Source organism: Actinoplanes sp. NPDC051388 (assembly GCF_055586225.1).
This window is the reverse complement of the sequence record NZ_JBVJIP010000019.1, coordinates 136,717-151,055: the sequence shown is the minus strand read 5'-3', so window position 1 is coordinate 151,055 and position 14,339 is coordinate 136,717. Positions and strand designations below refer to the sequence as shown.

The window sequence follows — 14,339 nt, the reverse complement described above, 5'->3', positions numbered from 1 at the left end:
GTCGGTCGAGGCGGTGCGCGGTCGTAAGGTCTGGGGGTGGAGATTCGGCTGCTCGGGCCGCTTCAGGTGGACGGCGCCGCGGGGCCGGTGGCCATCGGGAGCGGACGGCAGCGTGCCGTGCTCGTGACGCTGGCGATGCACGCGGGGGCGCCGGTGCCGCCGGCCCGGCTGATCGACGCGGTCTGGCAGGAGGATCCGCCGGAGTCGGCGCGGAACAGTCTGCAGTCGCATGTGGCCCGGCTGCGGTCGGCGCTGGGGGACGCGTCGCTGATCGTGCTGGACGCGGCCGGCTATCGGCTGGCGCTGCCGCCCTCGTGCGTGGACGCGCTGCGGTTCGAGCAGCACCTGCGGGAGGGCGCGGTGGCGGCGGCGCTGGAGTTGTGGCGCGGGGCGCCGCTGCCGGAGTTCGCGGGCGAGCCGTTCGCCGGGTGGGCGGCGCGGCTCTCGGACGGCTATCGAGGCGCGCTGGTGCGGCAGGCTCAGGAACTGCTGTCCGCCGGGCGTGCGGAAGAAGCGGTCGCCGGGCTGCATGCGGCCGTCGAGGCGGATCCGGTATGGGAGCCCGGCGCGTTGACGATGGCCCGCGCGCTGGCCGGCGCGGATCGACGCGGTGATGCGGCGGCGGCCCTGCGCCGGCACGCCGACGCGGTGGTGGACGCCCTGGGCCTGGACCCGTCACCGGCGGTCAAGCGCATGCAGGTGGCGCTCCTGCGCGGCGAGCCCCTGGACCTTCCGGCACGGGCCGCGGAAGCGGTGGCCGTGCTCGGTGCGCCGGCGGCTGCAAGAGGGGCGACCACGGTCGGCGAGCCGCTGGCGGCTGCTGTGACCGGGACTCCGCCGGCAGCGGCGCCCACCGCCGGGCCGGATGCCGCCCCACGGCCCGGACCGGGCAGTGTGGCCGGTGGTGGAGGACGGGACTTCTCCGGACGCGTACCCATCAGGTTTTCGTCCTTTGTGGGACGCGACGCCGAGCAGGCGCGATTGGCGCGACTGCTCGCCGAGCCCGGCCTGGTCTCCGTCGTCGGGCCGGGCGGCGTCGGCAAGACCCGGCTGGTCGCGGAGACCGTGCGCGCGGGCACCGACGTCGCCTGGGTGGACGCGGCCGACGTGCGCGGGCGGGACGACTTCCTGCAGGCTGTCGCGGTCGGCGTCGGCGCGCGCCTCGGGCCGACCGACGATCCGCTCGCGGTGATCGGCGCCCGGGCCGGTGAAACGCTGATCGTGCTGGACAACTGTGAGCATCTGCTGGACGCGGCGGCCGAGGTGGTCGAGGCGCTGCTGCCGGCGCGCGTCGTCGTCACCAGCCAGGAACGGCTGCGGGTGGACGGCGAGCGGGTGCTGGCGCTGGGGCCGCTGAGCGTCGCGGCGGGGGTGCGGCTGTTCGCGGACCGGGCCGGCGGCGCGGTCGAGGACGGCGACTCCGCGGCGGTGGCGGACATCGTGGACGGGCTGGACGCGCTGCCGCTCGCCATCGAACTGGCCGCGACCCAGGCGGCCGGGCTGGGCGTGCCGCACCTGCGCGACCGGCTCGGTGACCGGCTCGACCTGCTGACCCGCGGCCGGCGCACCGGCGCCGCCCGGCACCGCACCCTGCGCGCGGTCGTGGACTGGTCCTTCGGGCTGCTCGAACCTCGGGACCGCGCGGTGCTGTGCCGGTTGGCGGCGTTCGCCGGCGGCTTCACGCTGAGCCTGGCCGAAGCCGTCGCGGCCGATCTCGACGGGGTCGCCGGTTCGGTCGCGGTGCTGGTCGACCGGTCGCTGGTGGTGCGGCACGGGCCGCGCCGATTCCGGCTGCTGGAGACCGTCCGGGCCTTCGCCGGCGAACGGCTGGCCGCGTCGCCGGACGCCGCCCCGACCTATCGGAGGCACGCTGCCGCGATGGTCGCGGCCGCGGAGGAACTGGACGCCCGGATGCACGGCCCGGACCAGATCTCCGCGGTACGCGAGATCGACGCGCTGCTGCCCGACCTGCGCCGGGCCCGGCTCTCGAAGGACGACGACGTGCTGGTCCGGCTCGCCGCCGCGATGTTCCGCTACGGCTACCACTGCCAGCAGTACGAGGTGCTGGCCTGGGGCTACGACGCGGCGCCGGTGGCCGCCCACCCGCGGCTGCCGATCGCCCTCGCGGCCGGCGCCACGCACGCCTGGGGACGCGGCGACCTGGCCGTGGCCCGCGAGCTCGGGGAGCGCGCGCTGCGGGCCGCGCCGTCGCCGGCCGAGACGTCCGGCGCGCACGAGGTGCTCGGCGACGTGGCCCTGGTGGCGTGCGACGCGCCCGAGGCGGCCCGGCACTACCGCGCGATGGCCGCCGCCGGGGTGGCGAGCGGCCGGGCCGCCGTGCGGTCCTCCGGAATGAGCGCCGAGGCGCTGGTGCTGGCCTGGTCCGGGCGGGACGACGAGGCGGTCCGGCTGGCCGGCGCGGCGCTCGAGGTGGCGGTCGCGTCGCGGAATCCGAGCGCCCTGGCCGAGGCGCACTACGCGCTGGGCGAGGTGCTCGGCGACCTGGATCCGCCGCGGGCGCTGGCGAGCCTGGCCACGGCGGCGCGGCTGGCGGCGTCGGTGGACGACCGGTTGTTCGCCGGGGCGTCGGAGACCGCGGCCGCGGCGATCGCCGGCCGGCACGGCGACCCCGCGACGGCGCTCGCCTCGTTCCGCGACGTGCTGGCCCTGTGGCAGCGGGCCGGCAACGACACCCTGCAGACGAACGCCCTGCGCAACCTGCTCGTGCTGCTGGCCCGGGTGGGCGCGGACGAGGCCGCCGCCCTGGTCGACGCCGCGCTGCCGGCCGCCGAGCTCTATCCGGCCGAGGCGGCGCGCCTGGACCGGGCGCGGGCGGCGGTCGCCGAGCGGCTCGGCCCGGACCGGCTGGCCGCCCTGCGCCGGCGGGCCGCGCTGCTCACCCCGGCGCAGGTGGTCGAGGAGGCGATGGCCGCGATCGAGACGGCGCTGCGGAGGTAGTCGCCGGTCGCCGCTACCGTAGTCGCGTGTCTGAGATCCCGTGGTGGGGGCTGCCCCTCATCGCCGCCGTATTTGCCCTGGCCGGAGCCGGTGTCGCGATCATCGTGACGGCCCGCAACGACTATGCCCGCAGCCGTGCCCGCAAGACCAAGCGGTGGTACGCGGAGCGCAAGGACGCGTACGTCGAGCTGATGGCGGTCTTCGAGCGGGTGGTCTACCGGCTGCGCGCCGGGCAGGCCGCCGGCGGCCGGGAGCCGGACCCGCTGGTCTACCTGGACGAGGTCGGCCCGGCGCTGGCCCAGGTGCGGCTGCTCGCCTCCGGCCCGGTCCGCAGCGCCGCGCTCGCCGTCCATCTGCTGCTGGAAAAGCTGCACGCGGGCGGCGGCACCAACTCGGTGCCCGGGGTGGAGCCGCAGAAGCACTTCCGCGAGCTGCTCACCCAGGTCCCGCTGGTGATGCAGGAGCTCGAGGTGGCGATCCGCGAGGAGCTGAACATCGAGACCACGCCGCCGGCCGCGCTGCCCGCGGTGCGCTCCCGGACCCGGTCGCTGCTGCGGCGCCCGTCACGTGCTGCGGTGGACTCGTCGCTCGTGGGGCAGGATCGGGACTGAATCGTCGCCCTGGGAGGGATCATGTCCGACTTGTCCGTGCTGGACGGGACGACTGCCGCGGTCGTCCGCAGCGGGGTGGTGGCCGTTCTGCGGGCGCCGACCGCCGACGGGTTCGCCGCGGTGGCCGACGTGCTGGTCGGCGCCGGCATCACCGCGATCGAGGTGACGCTGACCTCGCGTGGCGCGATCGACGCGCTGGCCGGGCTGCGCCGCCAGCTGCCGCCGTCCGCGGTGATCGGGGCCGGCACGGTGCTCACCGCCGACCAGGCCAAGGCGGCGGTGGACGCGGGTGCGGCGTTCCTGGTGTCGCCGGTGCTCGACCCGGCTCTGCTGCCGCCGGCCGGCGGGTTCGGCGTGCCGTTCTATCCGGGCGGTCTGACCCCGAGTGAGATCTACCGGGCCGCGCAGTCCGCGCCGCTGGTCAAGCTCTTCCCGGCGTCCGCGGTCGGTCCCGGCTATCTGAAGGACCTGCACGCCCCGCTGCCCGGCACCCGGATCATGCCGACCGGCGGCATCGGCATCGACGACATCGCGGCCTGGCTGGGCGCCGGCGCGTCCGCGGTCGGTCTCGGCGGTCCGCTGATCGGCGACGCCGCGTCCGGCGGCAGCCTGTCCGACCTCGCCATCCGGGCCCGCCGGGCGGCCGAGGCGGTGGCGTTCGCCAGGTCCGCCCCGTGACCGGGCTGTTCACCTTCGGCGAGACGATGGGGCTGGTCGCCGCGGACAGCATCGGGCTGCTCGAATTCGCCCGGAGCTTCTCCTTCGGCATCGGCGGCGCCGAGTCGAACGTGGCGATCGGCGTGGCCCGGCTCGGCGGACGGGCGACCTGGCTCGGCCGGGTCGGTCCGGACGCCACCGGCGACCTGATCGAGCGGCGGCTGCGGGCGGACGGCGTGCGCACCCTGGCCATCCGGGACGAGGCGTTCACCGGGCTGATGGTGCGCACCCGGCGGACCAGCGGCCTGACCCACGTCGACTACCACCGGGCGGGCAGCGCCGGCTCCCGGGTGAGCCCGGCCGACCTGGTTGGCCCCGAGCTTGCCGAGGCCGAGATCCTGCACGTCACCGGCATCACGCCGGCGCTGAGCGACTCGGCCCGGGCGGCGGTGTTCAACGCGGTGGAGCAGGCCCGGGCGAGCGGGGTGCTGGTGTCGGTGGACGTGAACTACCGCGCCAAGCTGTGGTCCCGGTTCGATGCCGCCCCGGTGCTGCGCGACCTGGTGTCCCGGGCCGACATCGCGTTCGCCGGCCCGGCCGAGGCGGCGCTCTTCCTCGGCGGCGAGGACCCGGTCGACGGCATCGCCGCGCTCGGCCCGGCCGAGGTGGTGATCAAGGACGGCGCGAACGGCTGCGTCGCGCTGATCGACGGCAAGCGCCACGAACTGCCCGCGCTGCCGGTCACCGTGGTGGACCCGGTCGGTGCGGGCGACGCGTTCGTGGCGGGCTACCTGGCCGATCGGATGGCCGGCGCGGCGCCCGAGGCCCGGCTGCGGACGGCGATCGCGACCGGCGCGTTCGCGGTGACCATCCCGGGCGACTGCGAGAGCCTGCCGCGGCGGGCGGACCTGGTGGCGGCGTCGGATGACGTCACCCGCTGAGGGCGCGCGCCTGCACGTCGGGTGCGCGATGTGGACCCACAAGGCCTGGCCCTTCCCGGCCAAGGAGCGGCTGCGGACCTATGCCGAGTGGTGCACCGCGGTCGAGGGGAACACGACGTTCTATGCCACCCCGAGCCGGGACACCGTCGCGACCTGGGCCGAGCAGACCGACCCGGCGTTCCGGTTCGTGATCAAGCTGCCCAAGGTGATCACCCACGAGCGGCGGCTGGTCGGCGCCGAGGCGGAACTGCGGGCGTTCCTGGCCGCGATCGAGCCGCTCGGGCCGCGGCTGCACGCCCTGTGGATCCAGCTGCCGGGATCGTTCGCCGCGTCCGACGTCGACGTGCTGACCCGCTTCCTGGCGCAGGCGCCGGCCGGGCAGCGGTGGGCGGTGGAGGTGCGGGACAGGGCGTTCTTCGAGCAGCCGCGACCGCTGGAACGGGCACTGAGCGGGTTCGGCGCCGAGTGGATCCCGTTCGACACCACGGTGTTCTTCCGCAGCCCGCCGACCAGCGCCGCCGAGCGGGACGCCTGGACCAAGAAGCCGCGGATGCCGCTGCGCACGGTGGCGCTGACCGACCGGCCGATCATCCGCTACCTGGGCCGCGACAGCGTGGCCGAGACGGTGGCCGGGTGGCGGCCGTGGGTCGGGATCGCCGCGGACTGGCTGCGCGAGGGGCGGTCGCCGACGGTCTTCCTGCACACCCCGGACAACGCGGACGCGCCGGCGCTGGCCCGCCGCTTCCACGACGAGGTGCGGGCGCTGGTGCCGGGGCTGGCGCCGCTGCCGTCCCCCACGCCGGTGGGCGGGCAGGCCACACTCTTCTGATGCGACCCACTCCCCGCTGGCGGCAGCTGATCGACGAACGGCTCGCCGAGGCGGTGCGGCGGCTGGGTGGAGCCGAGGGCGTGCACGGGCTGATCGTGGCCGGCAGCCTCGGGCGCGGCGGGCCGTGGCCGATGTCCGACATCGACCTGCTGCCGATCTACACGCATCGGGGTGAGCCCGAGACCCGGCTCGACGAGCGCCGCGCCGAGCTCGTGGACTGGTGGGCCGGGTCGGGGCGGGCGCAGACGCTGGACGTGGGGTGGCTGTCGTTCACCGTGGACGAGGCACGGGCGGCGCTCGACACACCGGCCGCCGAGATCGCTTCGCGGATCGCGGTCGATGCGCGGTGGTTCCATGCGCTGGACAAGGCCTATGGCGGGCGGTCCGGGGTGGACGACGAGCTGACCAGCGCGTTCGCCGAGTGGATCACGACGACGCGGTTCGCTCCGGAAGTGGTCGAGGCGCGGATCGCGGTGTGGCGGCAGCAGGCGGTCACCGCGCTGGACTCGGCCGGCGGCACGGACGACCCGGTGCTCGCGACGCGGCTGCTGCGGGACTCGGCGCGAGCGCTGCGGATGGTGCTGCTCGAAGGGTGGGGTGAGCGGCTCGGGTCGATGGGGCGGGAGTGGACGCGGTTCGAGCGGATGGCCGCCCGGCACGGGGAGTCGGCGCCGGCCGCACGGGTGGCGGCGCTGGCGGGCGCCGATGCCGCGGGCGCTGCCGCGCGGGCGTCGATCGCGCCGGCCTGGCTGGTCGAGCGGATCGAGCTCTGCCTGGGCGCGCGGATGGCCGTCGGTGAGGAGGTCAGCGCCGAGGAGAACGCCCGGGATCAGCTGGTCGCCTATGCGCTGCATGTGGAGCGGAAACGTCCCGATCTGGGCGGGCCGTGGATCGGGACGCCGTCGCCGACGCTGGGCGCGCAGCTTGCTGAGCTGCGGGAACTCCTGGCGTGAGTGGTCCGCGGGCCGGAAGCGGCGTGCGGCCTCTGCCACGACGGTGGCCCGCTGGGACCACGGTTACTGTCGGTGGCTCGTATCCTTCGGACGGTTTTTGATCTTCGTCGTTCGGTTCCGATGTGGACGGCAATGGTTGCGCTGGATCATCTGGTCGCGTAGAAACCTGGCCATGCAGCCGGACGAGGAACTATCCGCCCACCTTCAGCCGGACGTGCCGCACGCGGCGCGGATCTGGAACTACTGGATGGGCGGCAAGGACAACTTCGCCGCGGACCGGGCGGCCGGTGACGCGGTGGCCGGGGTCTATCCGGAGATCGTGGCGATGGCCCGGCTGTCCCGGGTGTTCCTGCACCGGGTGGTGCGGCATCTGACCGCCGAGGCCGGCATCCGGCAGTTCCTCGACATCGGCACCGGGCTGCCGACCATGGAGAACACGCACGAGGTCGCGCAGGGCATCGCGCCCGAGTCGCGGATCGTCTATGTCGACAACGACCCGATGGTGCTGGTGCACGCGCGGGCGCTGCTCGGTGGCAGCAGCCTCGAGGGAATCACCACCTATGTCCACGCGGACTACCACGACCCGGACAAGATCCTCACCGAGTCGGCCCGGTCGATCGACTACAGCGAGCCGGTCGCGGTGATGTTCATGGGCGTGATGGGCTACGAGCCCGACCTGGGCCTGGTCCGGGCGATCATCGGCACCATGATGGAGCGCGCGGCGCCGGGCAGCTACCTGGTCTTCTGGGACGGCACCGACACCACGCCGGCCGTCGTCGAGGGCGCGCACAAGCTGGCCGAGAGCGGCGGGGCGCCATATATCCTGCGCAGCCCGGCGCAGCTCGCCAGCTGCTTCGACGGCCTGACGATCATCGAGCCGGGCATGGTGCAGATCAGCGCCTGGGGCGCGCCCGAGGGCGAGGAACCGGAGACCATCGAGGCCTACGGCGCGGTCGGCCGCAAAGACTGAGCCTTGCGGGCCGTCCAGAGCGTCGCGGAGCGGCGCAGCACGAAGCCGGGGAGCTCGCCCAGACGGGCGAGCAGGCGCTCGTGCATCTCGTCGCGCTGGGGTCCGGGGAGGCCGTCGATGAAGCGGCCGGACCCGTGCGAGCGGCTCCACCGCCAATAGGTCTCGCCGTCGGGCACCGGGATCGCCACCTCCAGCGTGGTGGCCGACACGTCCGCCAGTCCGGACTCCGCGAGCAGATCGCTCTCCTCGACCTCGTTGCCGTGCCGGCCGGAGCCGTCGGCGTGGAAACGCCGGTATTCCGCATAGAGATCGACCAGCGGATCCGTCCACGGGTCCGGCTCGCCGTCGGCCCGGCCCGGCACGGTGAACGCGACCCGGCCGCCGGGCTCGAGCACCCGGATCGCCTCGGCCAGGACGGCGTGCGGATCGGCCATGATGTGGATCGCGAAGCCGCAGACCACCGCGTCGAAGGCCGCGTCCGGCAGATCGAGGCGGTCGGCATCCATGACGTGCGCGCCGACGGCGGGGAAGTCCGCGGCCAGGTGCTCGACCATGCGCGGTGCGGCGTCCACCGCGGTGACCTCGCAGCCGCGGTCGAGCAGCTTGCCGGTGAGCGCGCCGCGACCGGCCGCGAGGTCGAGAACGCGGGCCCCGCCCGGCGGGTCGAGGTGCGCGACGGTCGCCGCCGCGAACTCCTCGAAGAACGGGAGCACCTGGTCGTAGACGTCGGCCACCCCCTCGAAGTGCGCGATGACGGGATCGGTCACGCCAGCCCGCCGCCGGCGTGCAGATTTTGCCCGGTGATCCAGCGCGCGTCCGGGCCGGCCAGGAAGGCGACCACGTCCGCGATGTCGGACGGCTGACCCAGCCGGCCCAGCGGCGTGAACGCCTTCACCGCCTCGAGCTGCTCCGGCGCGTTCGTGCTGCGCAACAGGTCGGTGTCGGTGGCGCCGGGGGAGACCGCGTTCACCGTGATGCCGCGCGGGCCCAGCTCCTTCGCCAGCGAGTGGCCGAACTGCTCGATCGCGCCCTTCGTGCCGCCGTAGACCGCCCCGCCGGGCGCGGCCATCGTGGTGTTCAAGGACGAGATGGTGATGACCCGGCCGCCGTCACGCATGTGCCGGGCGGCGTGCTGCATCGCGAAGAACACCGATTTCGCGTTGACCGTCACGATCCGGTCGAACTCCTCCTCGGTCACCTCGGCGACCGGCGTCGGCGCGAACTGCGCGGCCGCGTTGCAGACCAGAATGTCGAGCTCGTCGACGCCCTCGAAGAGCCGCTCGATCGCGTCCGGTGCGGCCAGATCGACCCGCACGGCGCGGGCGCCGCACTTTTCCACCTCGCGCGCCGCTTCCTCGTTGGTGTGGAAGCTGAACACGACCGTCGCGCCGTCGCGGACCAGTCGCTCGACGATCGCCCGGCCGATGCCGCGCGAACCGCCCGTGATCACTGCCGTCTTTCCCCGGAGATCGGCCATGCCCCGACCCTACCGGCAGGCCTACAGCTCCGGGTGTCCGAACAGGGCCGGCAGGCCGCCGGTGTGCAGGAAGACCATCCGGCCGGTGCGGGAGAGGCCGTTTCCCGCGCTGTGCGCGATCAGCCCGGCCATCGCGCGCCCGGTGTACGTGGGATCGAGGAAGATCCCCTCGGTGCGCGCCGCCAGCTTGAGCGCATCGCGGACCGGCTCGGTGAACGCCGCGTAGCCCCGCCCGACCTGACCGCGGTCGATCATCAGGCTGGACGGCGGCGCCGGCAGCAAGGCGGCCACCGCGGCGTGCGGGTCGGCCACCGCGCCCACGTCGACGCCCAGCACCCGCTCCGGGCCCAGCTCGCGGACCAGCCCGGCCATCGTCCCGCCGGAACCGACCGCGACCACCACCCGGTCGAAGTCGGGCAGCTGCTCGATCAGCTCCCGGGCACAGTCCACATAGGCCTGCACGGCCACCGGCGCGGTGCCGCCGAACGGGATCACGTAACCGCCCTCGTGCCGCGCCGCCTCCTCGCGGGCGAGCTCGGTGGGTGACGCGTCACCCGCCCACACCACCTCGGCGCCGGCCAGCGAGTCGAGGATCAGGTTGCCCCGCCAGGCCGGCGGCTCGTGCCCGGCCAGCACCAGCACGCAGCGCAGCCCCAGCCGGGCGGCGGCGGCCGCGGTGAGCCGGGCGTGGTTGCTCTGCGGCGCGCCGGTGGTGATCAGCGTGTGCGCGCCGGCGGCCAGCGCCTCGGCGCAGGTGTATTGCAGCTTGCGCACCTTGTTGCCACCACCGCCGAGACCGACCAGGTCGTCCCGTTTGAACCACAACTCACGCAGGCCCAGCGCCGCAGCCAGCCGCGGTGCGGATTCCAGCGGTGTCGGCCAGGCGCCCAGCGGGACGAAGTCGACCATGATCGGACCCTACTCGGCCGGGGATGCCCCGCGCAGTAACGAATTGTGCCCGCCTTTCGCGCGATGCCACGCGATCCGCTGCACGAGCAGGGTGAGCACGCCGGCGACGATGATCGCGGCGATATTGATCACCAGCTGCAGCGCCGAGCCGGCGGCCTCGAACCAGACTCCGTAGGCCAGCGCGACCGCCGCGTTGGCGGCCGCCGGGACCGTGGTCACCGAGATCAGCACGCCCACCAGGGTGCCGGCCTTGGCCGAGGTCAGCGAGAGCATGCCGGCCACCCCGGCGAGGAAGCCGATCACCCAGCTGAGCGCGTCCGGCTGCCAGATGAAGCTGGTCAGCGGCCGCTCCTCGAGGAGCATCGCCCGGTTCACCAGGCCCATCGTGGTGAGCAGCCAGGTGGCCAGCACGGTCGCCACCATGGCCAGGGCGAAGCCGGCCAGCAGCGCCACCGTCGCCCGGCGGACCAGCCGGGGCCGGCGGCGCACCACGCCGACGCAGAACGCCGCCAGCGGCCCGAACTCCGGGCCCACCACCATCGCGCCGACGATCAGGATCGGCTGGTCGAGCAGCACGCCGATGCCGGCGATGATGGTCGCCACCACCATGAAGACGAAGTACGCCGCGGACAGCGCCGACTCCTCGTCGGTGGTGTGCTCGATCTCGTCCCACACCACGGCGTCGACGCCCAGGCCGGGCGCGCGCTTCTCGGCCCGGTCGGCGGACCTGGAGAGCACCGCGTCCACCCGCTCGATCATGATCGAGCCGTCGCGTTCCAGCCCGAGGTCGCGCAGCCGGTCGAGGGTCTCGCTGGCGCCCTCGCGGGCCACGTCGCAGGTGATCAGGTCGCCCTCGGGGTCGTGGGCGACGCCGGGCAGCAGCACGACGTGGGTGGCCGCCGGGTCGGCGGCGAGCAGTCGGGTGACCCGCTCGGTCCGGTCGGCGGGACTGATGATCCGCAGATGCAGCACGCGCCCAAGCTAGTGGATCGGTCCCTCGGTCTCGGTGAGCCGGCGGCCCGAACCGCCCCAGCGCAGCGCGACGATCTCGGCGGCCACACTGACCGCGGTCTCCTCGGGGGTGCGGGCGCCGAGGTCGAGGCCGATCGGCGAGGTGAGCCGGGCCAGCGCGGCGGGGGACAGGCCGGTCTCGCGCAGCCGCTTGAGCCGGTCGTCGTGGGTGCGGCGGGAGCCCATCGCGCCGACATAACCCAGCGGCAGCTCCAGCGCGACCTCGAGCACCGGCACGTCGAACTTGGGGTCGTGGGTGAGCACGCAGACCGCGGTCCGGCCGTCGACCCGCCCGGCTTCGGCCTCCGCGGCCAGATAGCGGTGCGGCCAGTCGACCACCACTTCGTCCGCGTGCGGGAACCGCCGCGCCGTGGCGAACACCGGGCGGGCGTCGCAGACCGTCACGCGGTAGCCCAGGAACGCGCCGATCTCGGCCACCGCGGCGGCGTGGTCGGTGGCGCCGAAGACCAGCATCCGGGCCGGCGGCGCGAACGCGTGCACCAGCACCGTGGTGCCGTCGCCGCGGCGCTGCCCGTCCGGCCCGTAGTGCAGCAGCCCGGTGCGCCCGGCGCCGAGCAGCCCGCGCCCGTCGTCGCTGATCGCGTCGTTCAACCGCTCGCCGCCCAGCGTGCCGGTGCGGCCGTCGGGGGTCAGCACCAGGTGCTGCCCGGCCGGGCCCTCGACGCCGGTGACCAGTGCGACCGGGCGGCCGGACCGGATCGCCGCGGCCAGCTCGCTCAGATGCGGGAAGGTGCGCCGGTCGACCCGCTCGATCAGCAGTTTGATGGTGCCGCCGCAGGGCAGGCCGACCTCATAGGCGTCGTCGTCGGTCACGCCGAAGGTCACGGTCCGCGCGGTGAAGCCGGGATCGGCGGCCGCGGCGGCGCACAGCTCGTAGACCGCGCCCTCGACACAGCCGCCGGACACGCTGCCGGAGACCACTCCGTCCGGCCCGACCACCAGCGCCGCGCCCGGCTGCCGGGGCGCGCTCGACCACGTCTCCACCACCGTGGCCAGGCCGACCGGAACCTCCGCGGTCCACCACTGCAGCAGGTCGTCCAGCACGTCACGCATCGGGCACGTCCACATCCACGTCGTCGGCCACGTCGCCCACCTCGGCGACCTCGACCGGGTGGGATCGCAGATAGTCGCGGGCGCCCCGATCGGCGACCGCCGTCTCCGCCACGCCCGCCCAGTGCTCCCGGCCGAGCAGCACCGGATGGCCGCGTCGTCCGTCGTATCCGCCCATGACCAGGGCGCTTCTGCCGGCCGCGGCGATCACCCGGCGGACCGCGGCGGTGCTGACACCGGGCATGTCGACCAGCAGCACCACGGCGGCCTGCGCCGGGGTGGCGGTCAGGGCGGCGAGCCCGGCGCGCAACGACGAGCCCATGCCGGAATCCCAGTCCGGATTATCCACATAGGTCAGGCCGGGCGCGGCCGCGCGCACCTCGCCGGCGCCGGCGCCGATCACGACCAGCACGGGTTCGCAGCCGGCCGCGGCAAGCGTGTCGGCGGCGCGCTGCACGAAGCGGCGCCCGTCCCGCTCGATCAGGGCCTTGGGCATGCCGTAGCGGCGCCCCGCCCCGGCCGCGAGCACCAGCCCGCCGATCTCCATTCACCGAGCCTAACGCTTGGCGAGGCCGCGGACGGCGGCCAGACCGAGGCAGCTGCGCGGCTGATAGGCGACCCGCCACAGCCCGCCGTGCGCCGCACCGGCGGCCTCGCCGGTCGTCGCGCCGGGATTGCGCAGATCGTGCACGAGCAGCGCGGCCATCAGCTTGTTCGCGGTGGCCGGCTCGAACACCTCGACGCCGAACAGGTACGCCCCGGCATACGCGGCGGCGAGCAGGCGGTTGCCGGTGACCGACCGGGTGCGGGTCGGCGGCGCCACCGAGAAGCTGACCGTGTCGCCGGCCTGCCAGGCGACCGTCGCGCGCCACCGCTGGATCCGCTTGGCCAGGGCGTAGTTCGGCCCCTGCTGCGGCACCAGGCTGTCGTTGATCGGCGGCGCGCCGTCCGGATAGTTCGGCCGCAACAGCCGGCCGCCGGAGAGCAGGCCGGTCGTCCTGGCCCGCCGGGACCGCCGCTGCCACCGGGCCCGGCTCTCCGCGACCGCCTCGGGCGGCACGGCGAACACGTCGGTCGGGGTGGCCAGGCCGGCCAGACCCGCGTAGTCGCGCACCGTGGTCAGGGCGTCCACCGCGGCGGACAGGCGGACGTACGCCGTGCCCGGCGCCCACACGTAGTTGCCGAGCACCAGCGGCCCCTCCGCCGCGCGCAACCAGCCGGCGACCGCGGGCAGGTCGGACAGCAGATCGGCACGCAGCGCCAGCAGCCGCCCGGCGCTCTTGGCGGCCACCGCGGCCACCCGCTCCCACAGCTCCGGCCGGGGCAGGTCCACCGCCACCACGCTGCCGCCCCAGCCCAGCACGGCCGGCAGCGGGCCCATCTCGGAGCCGGCCCCGAGCACGACCAGCCGTAGCCCGGCCAGGTCCAGCCAGTCCGGATGCGCGATCACCTCGCGCACCGCCGCGGCGCACGACTCCTCGATCGTGCCCGCCGCCACCCACGCGTCGAGTTGCCGCCGGAGGCGGTCGCCGCTGAGCAGCTCGCCGCGGTAGGGCAGGGTCAGCTCACGCTCGGGCGTGCCGGTGCCGACGATCGTCTCCTCGGGAAGGTCGCCACCCGCCGACAGGGACGGCATCTCCATCCGTGCGTGCACCGAGGCCAGCCCGGCCGCGGCGATCTCGCCGGCACCGTCAGCGGAGGTCAGCGCCCGGAAGTGGCGCAGATAGCCGCGCCGCCAGTCACTCTCCCGCTCGCACGCCGCGGCCGCCGCCGGATCCACCGCCCGCAGGGCGTCGGCGACCACGGCCCGCCCGAACGCGGCGCTGCTGCGCCGCCCGTCTGCGGCCACCGGAAGATCGACGTCGTTCATGGGATGAGTATCGCCTCCTACCGGGGTAGGAGCGCGCGGGCTCGTGGGTGGGCGATTCGATCTCCGCGGGGCAGAAGGCTCA

At 74.8% G+C, this 14,339-nt stretch carries 14 protein-coding genes; 7 read left to right on the top strand and 7 right to left on the bottom strand.

Annotated elements, in window-relative coordinates:
* Window positions 1-36: 36 nt before the first annotated feature.
* The 7 genes from ACZ6TI_RS37880 to ACZ6TI_RS37850 all read left to right on the top strand — a co-directional run bounded on the left by ACZ6TI_RS37880 (window position 37) and on the right by ACZ6TI_RS37850 (window position 7,919).
* Window positions 37-2,958 (top strand): AfsR/SARP family transcriptional regulator, encoded by a 2,922-nt coding sequence (locus tag ACZ6TI_RS37880; RefSeq protein WP_465350063.1) that lies wholly within the window; start codon window positions 37-39, stop codon window positions 2,956-2,958.
* A gap of 26 nt (window positions 2,959-2,984) precedes the next feature.
* Entirely contained in the window at window positions 2,985-3,569 is a 585-nt protein-coding gene (locus tag ACZ6TI_RS37875; RefSeq protein ID WP_465350062.1) for a hypothetical protein, read from the top strand.
* Between the two features lie 21 nt (window positions 3,570-3,590).
* A complete protein-coding gene (locus ACZ6TI_RS37870; protein WP_465350061.1) occupies window positions 3,591-4,247 on the top strand; it encodes a bifunctional 4-hydroxy-2-oxoglutarate aldolase/2-dehydro-3-deoxy-phosphogluconate aldolase in 657 nt (218 codons plus the stop codon).
* Complete coding sequence (locus tag ACZ6TI_RS37865) at window positions 4,244-5,167, top strand: sugar kinase (protein WP_465350060.1); 924 nt, start codon at window positions 4,244-4,246, stop codon at window positions 5,165-5,167. Before ACZ6TI_RS37870 ends, ACZ6TI_RS37865 begins: the two co-directional genes overlap by 4 nt.
* On the top strand, window positions 5,151-5,996 hold the full coding sequence (locus tag ACZ6TI_RS37860) for a DUF72 domain-containing protein (protein ID WP_465350059.1): 846 nt from the start codon (window positions 5,151-5,153) through the stop codon (window positions 5,994-5,996). Before ACZ6TI_RS37865 ends, ACZ6TI_RS37860 begins: the two co-directional genes overlap by 17 nt.
* Window positions 5,996-6,949, top strand: a complete 954-nt coding sequence (locus tag ACZ6TI_RS37855; protein ID WP_465350058.1) for a nucleotidyltransferase domain-containing protein — start codon at window positions 5,996-5,998, stop codon at window positions 6,947-6,949. The genes ACZ6TI_RS37860 and ACZ6TI_RS37855 overlap by 1 nt, the downstream gene beginning before the upstream one ends.
* Window positions 6,950-7,121: 172 nt before the next feature.
* Complete coding sequence (locus tag ACZ6TI_RS37850) at window positions 7,122-7,919, top strand: SAM-dependent methyltransferase (RefSeq protein WP_465350057.1); 798 nt, start codon at window positions 7,122-7,124, stop codon at window positions 7,917-7,919.
* Here ACZ6TI_RS37850 and ACZ6TI_RS37845 read toward each other — a convergent pair.
* Genes ACZ6TI_RS37845 through ACZ6TI_RS37815 form a run of 7 tightly spaced genes read right to left on the bottom strand, consistent with a single transcriptional unit; the run spans window position 7,892 to window position 14,257 of the window.
* Window positions 7,892-8,686: a class I SAM-dependent methyltransferase gene (locus ACZ6TI_RS37845; protein ID WP_465350056.1), complete on the bottom strand. Its 795-nt coding sequence runs from the start codon at window positions 8,684-8,686 to the stop codon at window positions 7,892-7,894. The genes ACZ6TI_RS37850 and ACZ6TI_RS37845 overlap by 28 nt on opposite strands.
* The gene (locus tag ACZ6TI_RS37840; protein WP_465350055.1) at window positions 8,683-9,396 is read right to left on the bottom strand and encodes a glucose 1-dehydrogenase; all 714 of its coding nucleotides are present in this window, start codon (window positions 9,394-9,396) and stop codon (window positions 8,683-8,685) included. The genes ACZ6TI_RS37845 and ACZ6TI_RS37840 overlap by 4 nt, the downstream gene beginning before the upstream one ends.
* A 21-nt stretch (window positions 9,397-9,417) precedes the next feature.
* On the bottom strand, window positions 9,418-10,305 hold the full coding sequence (locus ACZ6TI_RS37835; protein WP_465350054.1) for a pyridoxal-phosphate dependent enzyme: 888 nt from the start codon (window positions 10,303-10,305) through the stop codon (window positions 9,418-9,420).
* A 9-nt stretch (window positions 10,306-10,314) separates the two neighbouring features.
* On the bottom strand, window positions 10,315-11,277 hold the full coding sequence (locus ACZ6TI_RS37830) for a DUF389 domain-containing protein (RefSeq protein ID WP_465350053.1): 963 nt from the start codon (window positions 11,275-11,277) through the stop codon (window positions 10,315-10,317).
* Between the two features lie 9 nt (window positions 11,278-11,286).
* Window positions 11,287-12,390, bottom strand: coding sequence for an XdhC family protein (locus ACZ6TI_RS37825; RefSeq protein WP_465350052.1), 1,104 nt, complete (start codon window positions 12,388-12,390; stop codon window positions 11,287-11,289).
* Window positions 12,383-12,934: a nucleotidyltransferase family protein gene (locus tag ACZ6TI_RS37820; protein ID WP_465350051.1), complete on the bottom strand. Its 552-nt coding sequence runs from the start codon at window positions 12,932-12,934 to the stop codon at window positions 12,383-12,385. The genes ACZ6TI_RS37825 and ACZ6TI_RS37820 overlap by 8 nt, the downstream gene beginning before the upstream one ends.
* 9 nt (window positions 12,935-12,943) lie before the next feature.
* Window positions 12,944-14,257 carry a hypothetical protein gene (locus ACZ6TI_RS37815; protein WP_465350050.1) on the bottom strand — a complete coding sequence of 438 codons (1,314 nt, stop codon included), beginning with the start codon at window positions 14,255-14,257 and terminating at the stop codon, window positions 12,944-12,946.
* Window positions 14,258-14,339: the final 82 nt, after the last annotated feature.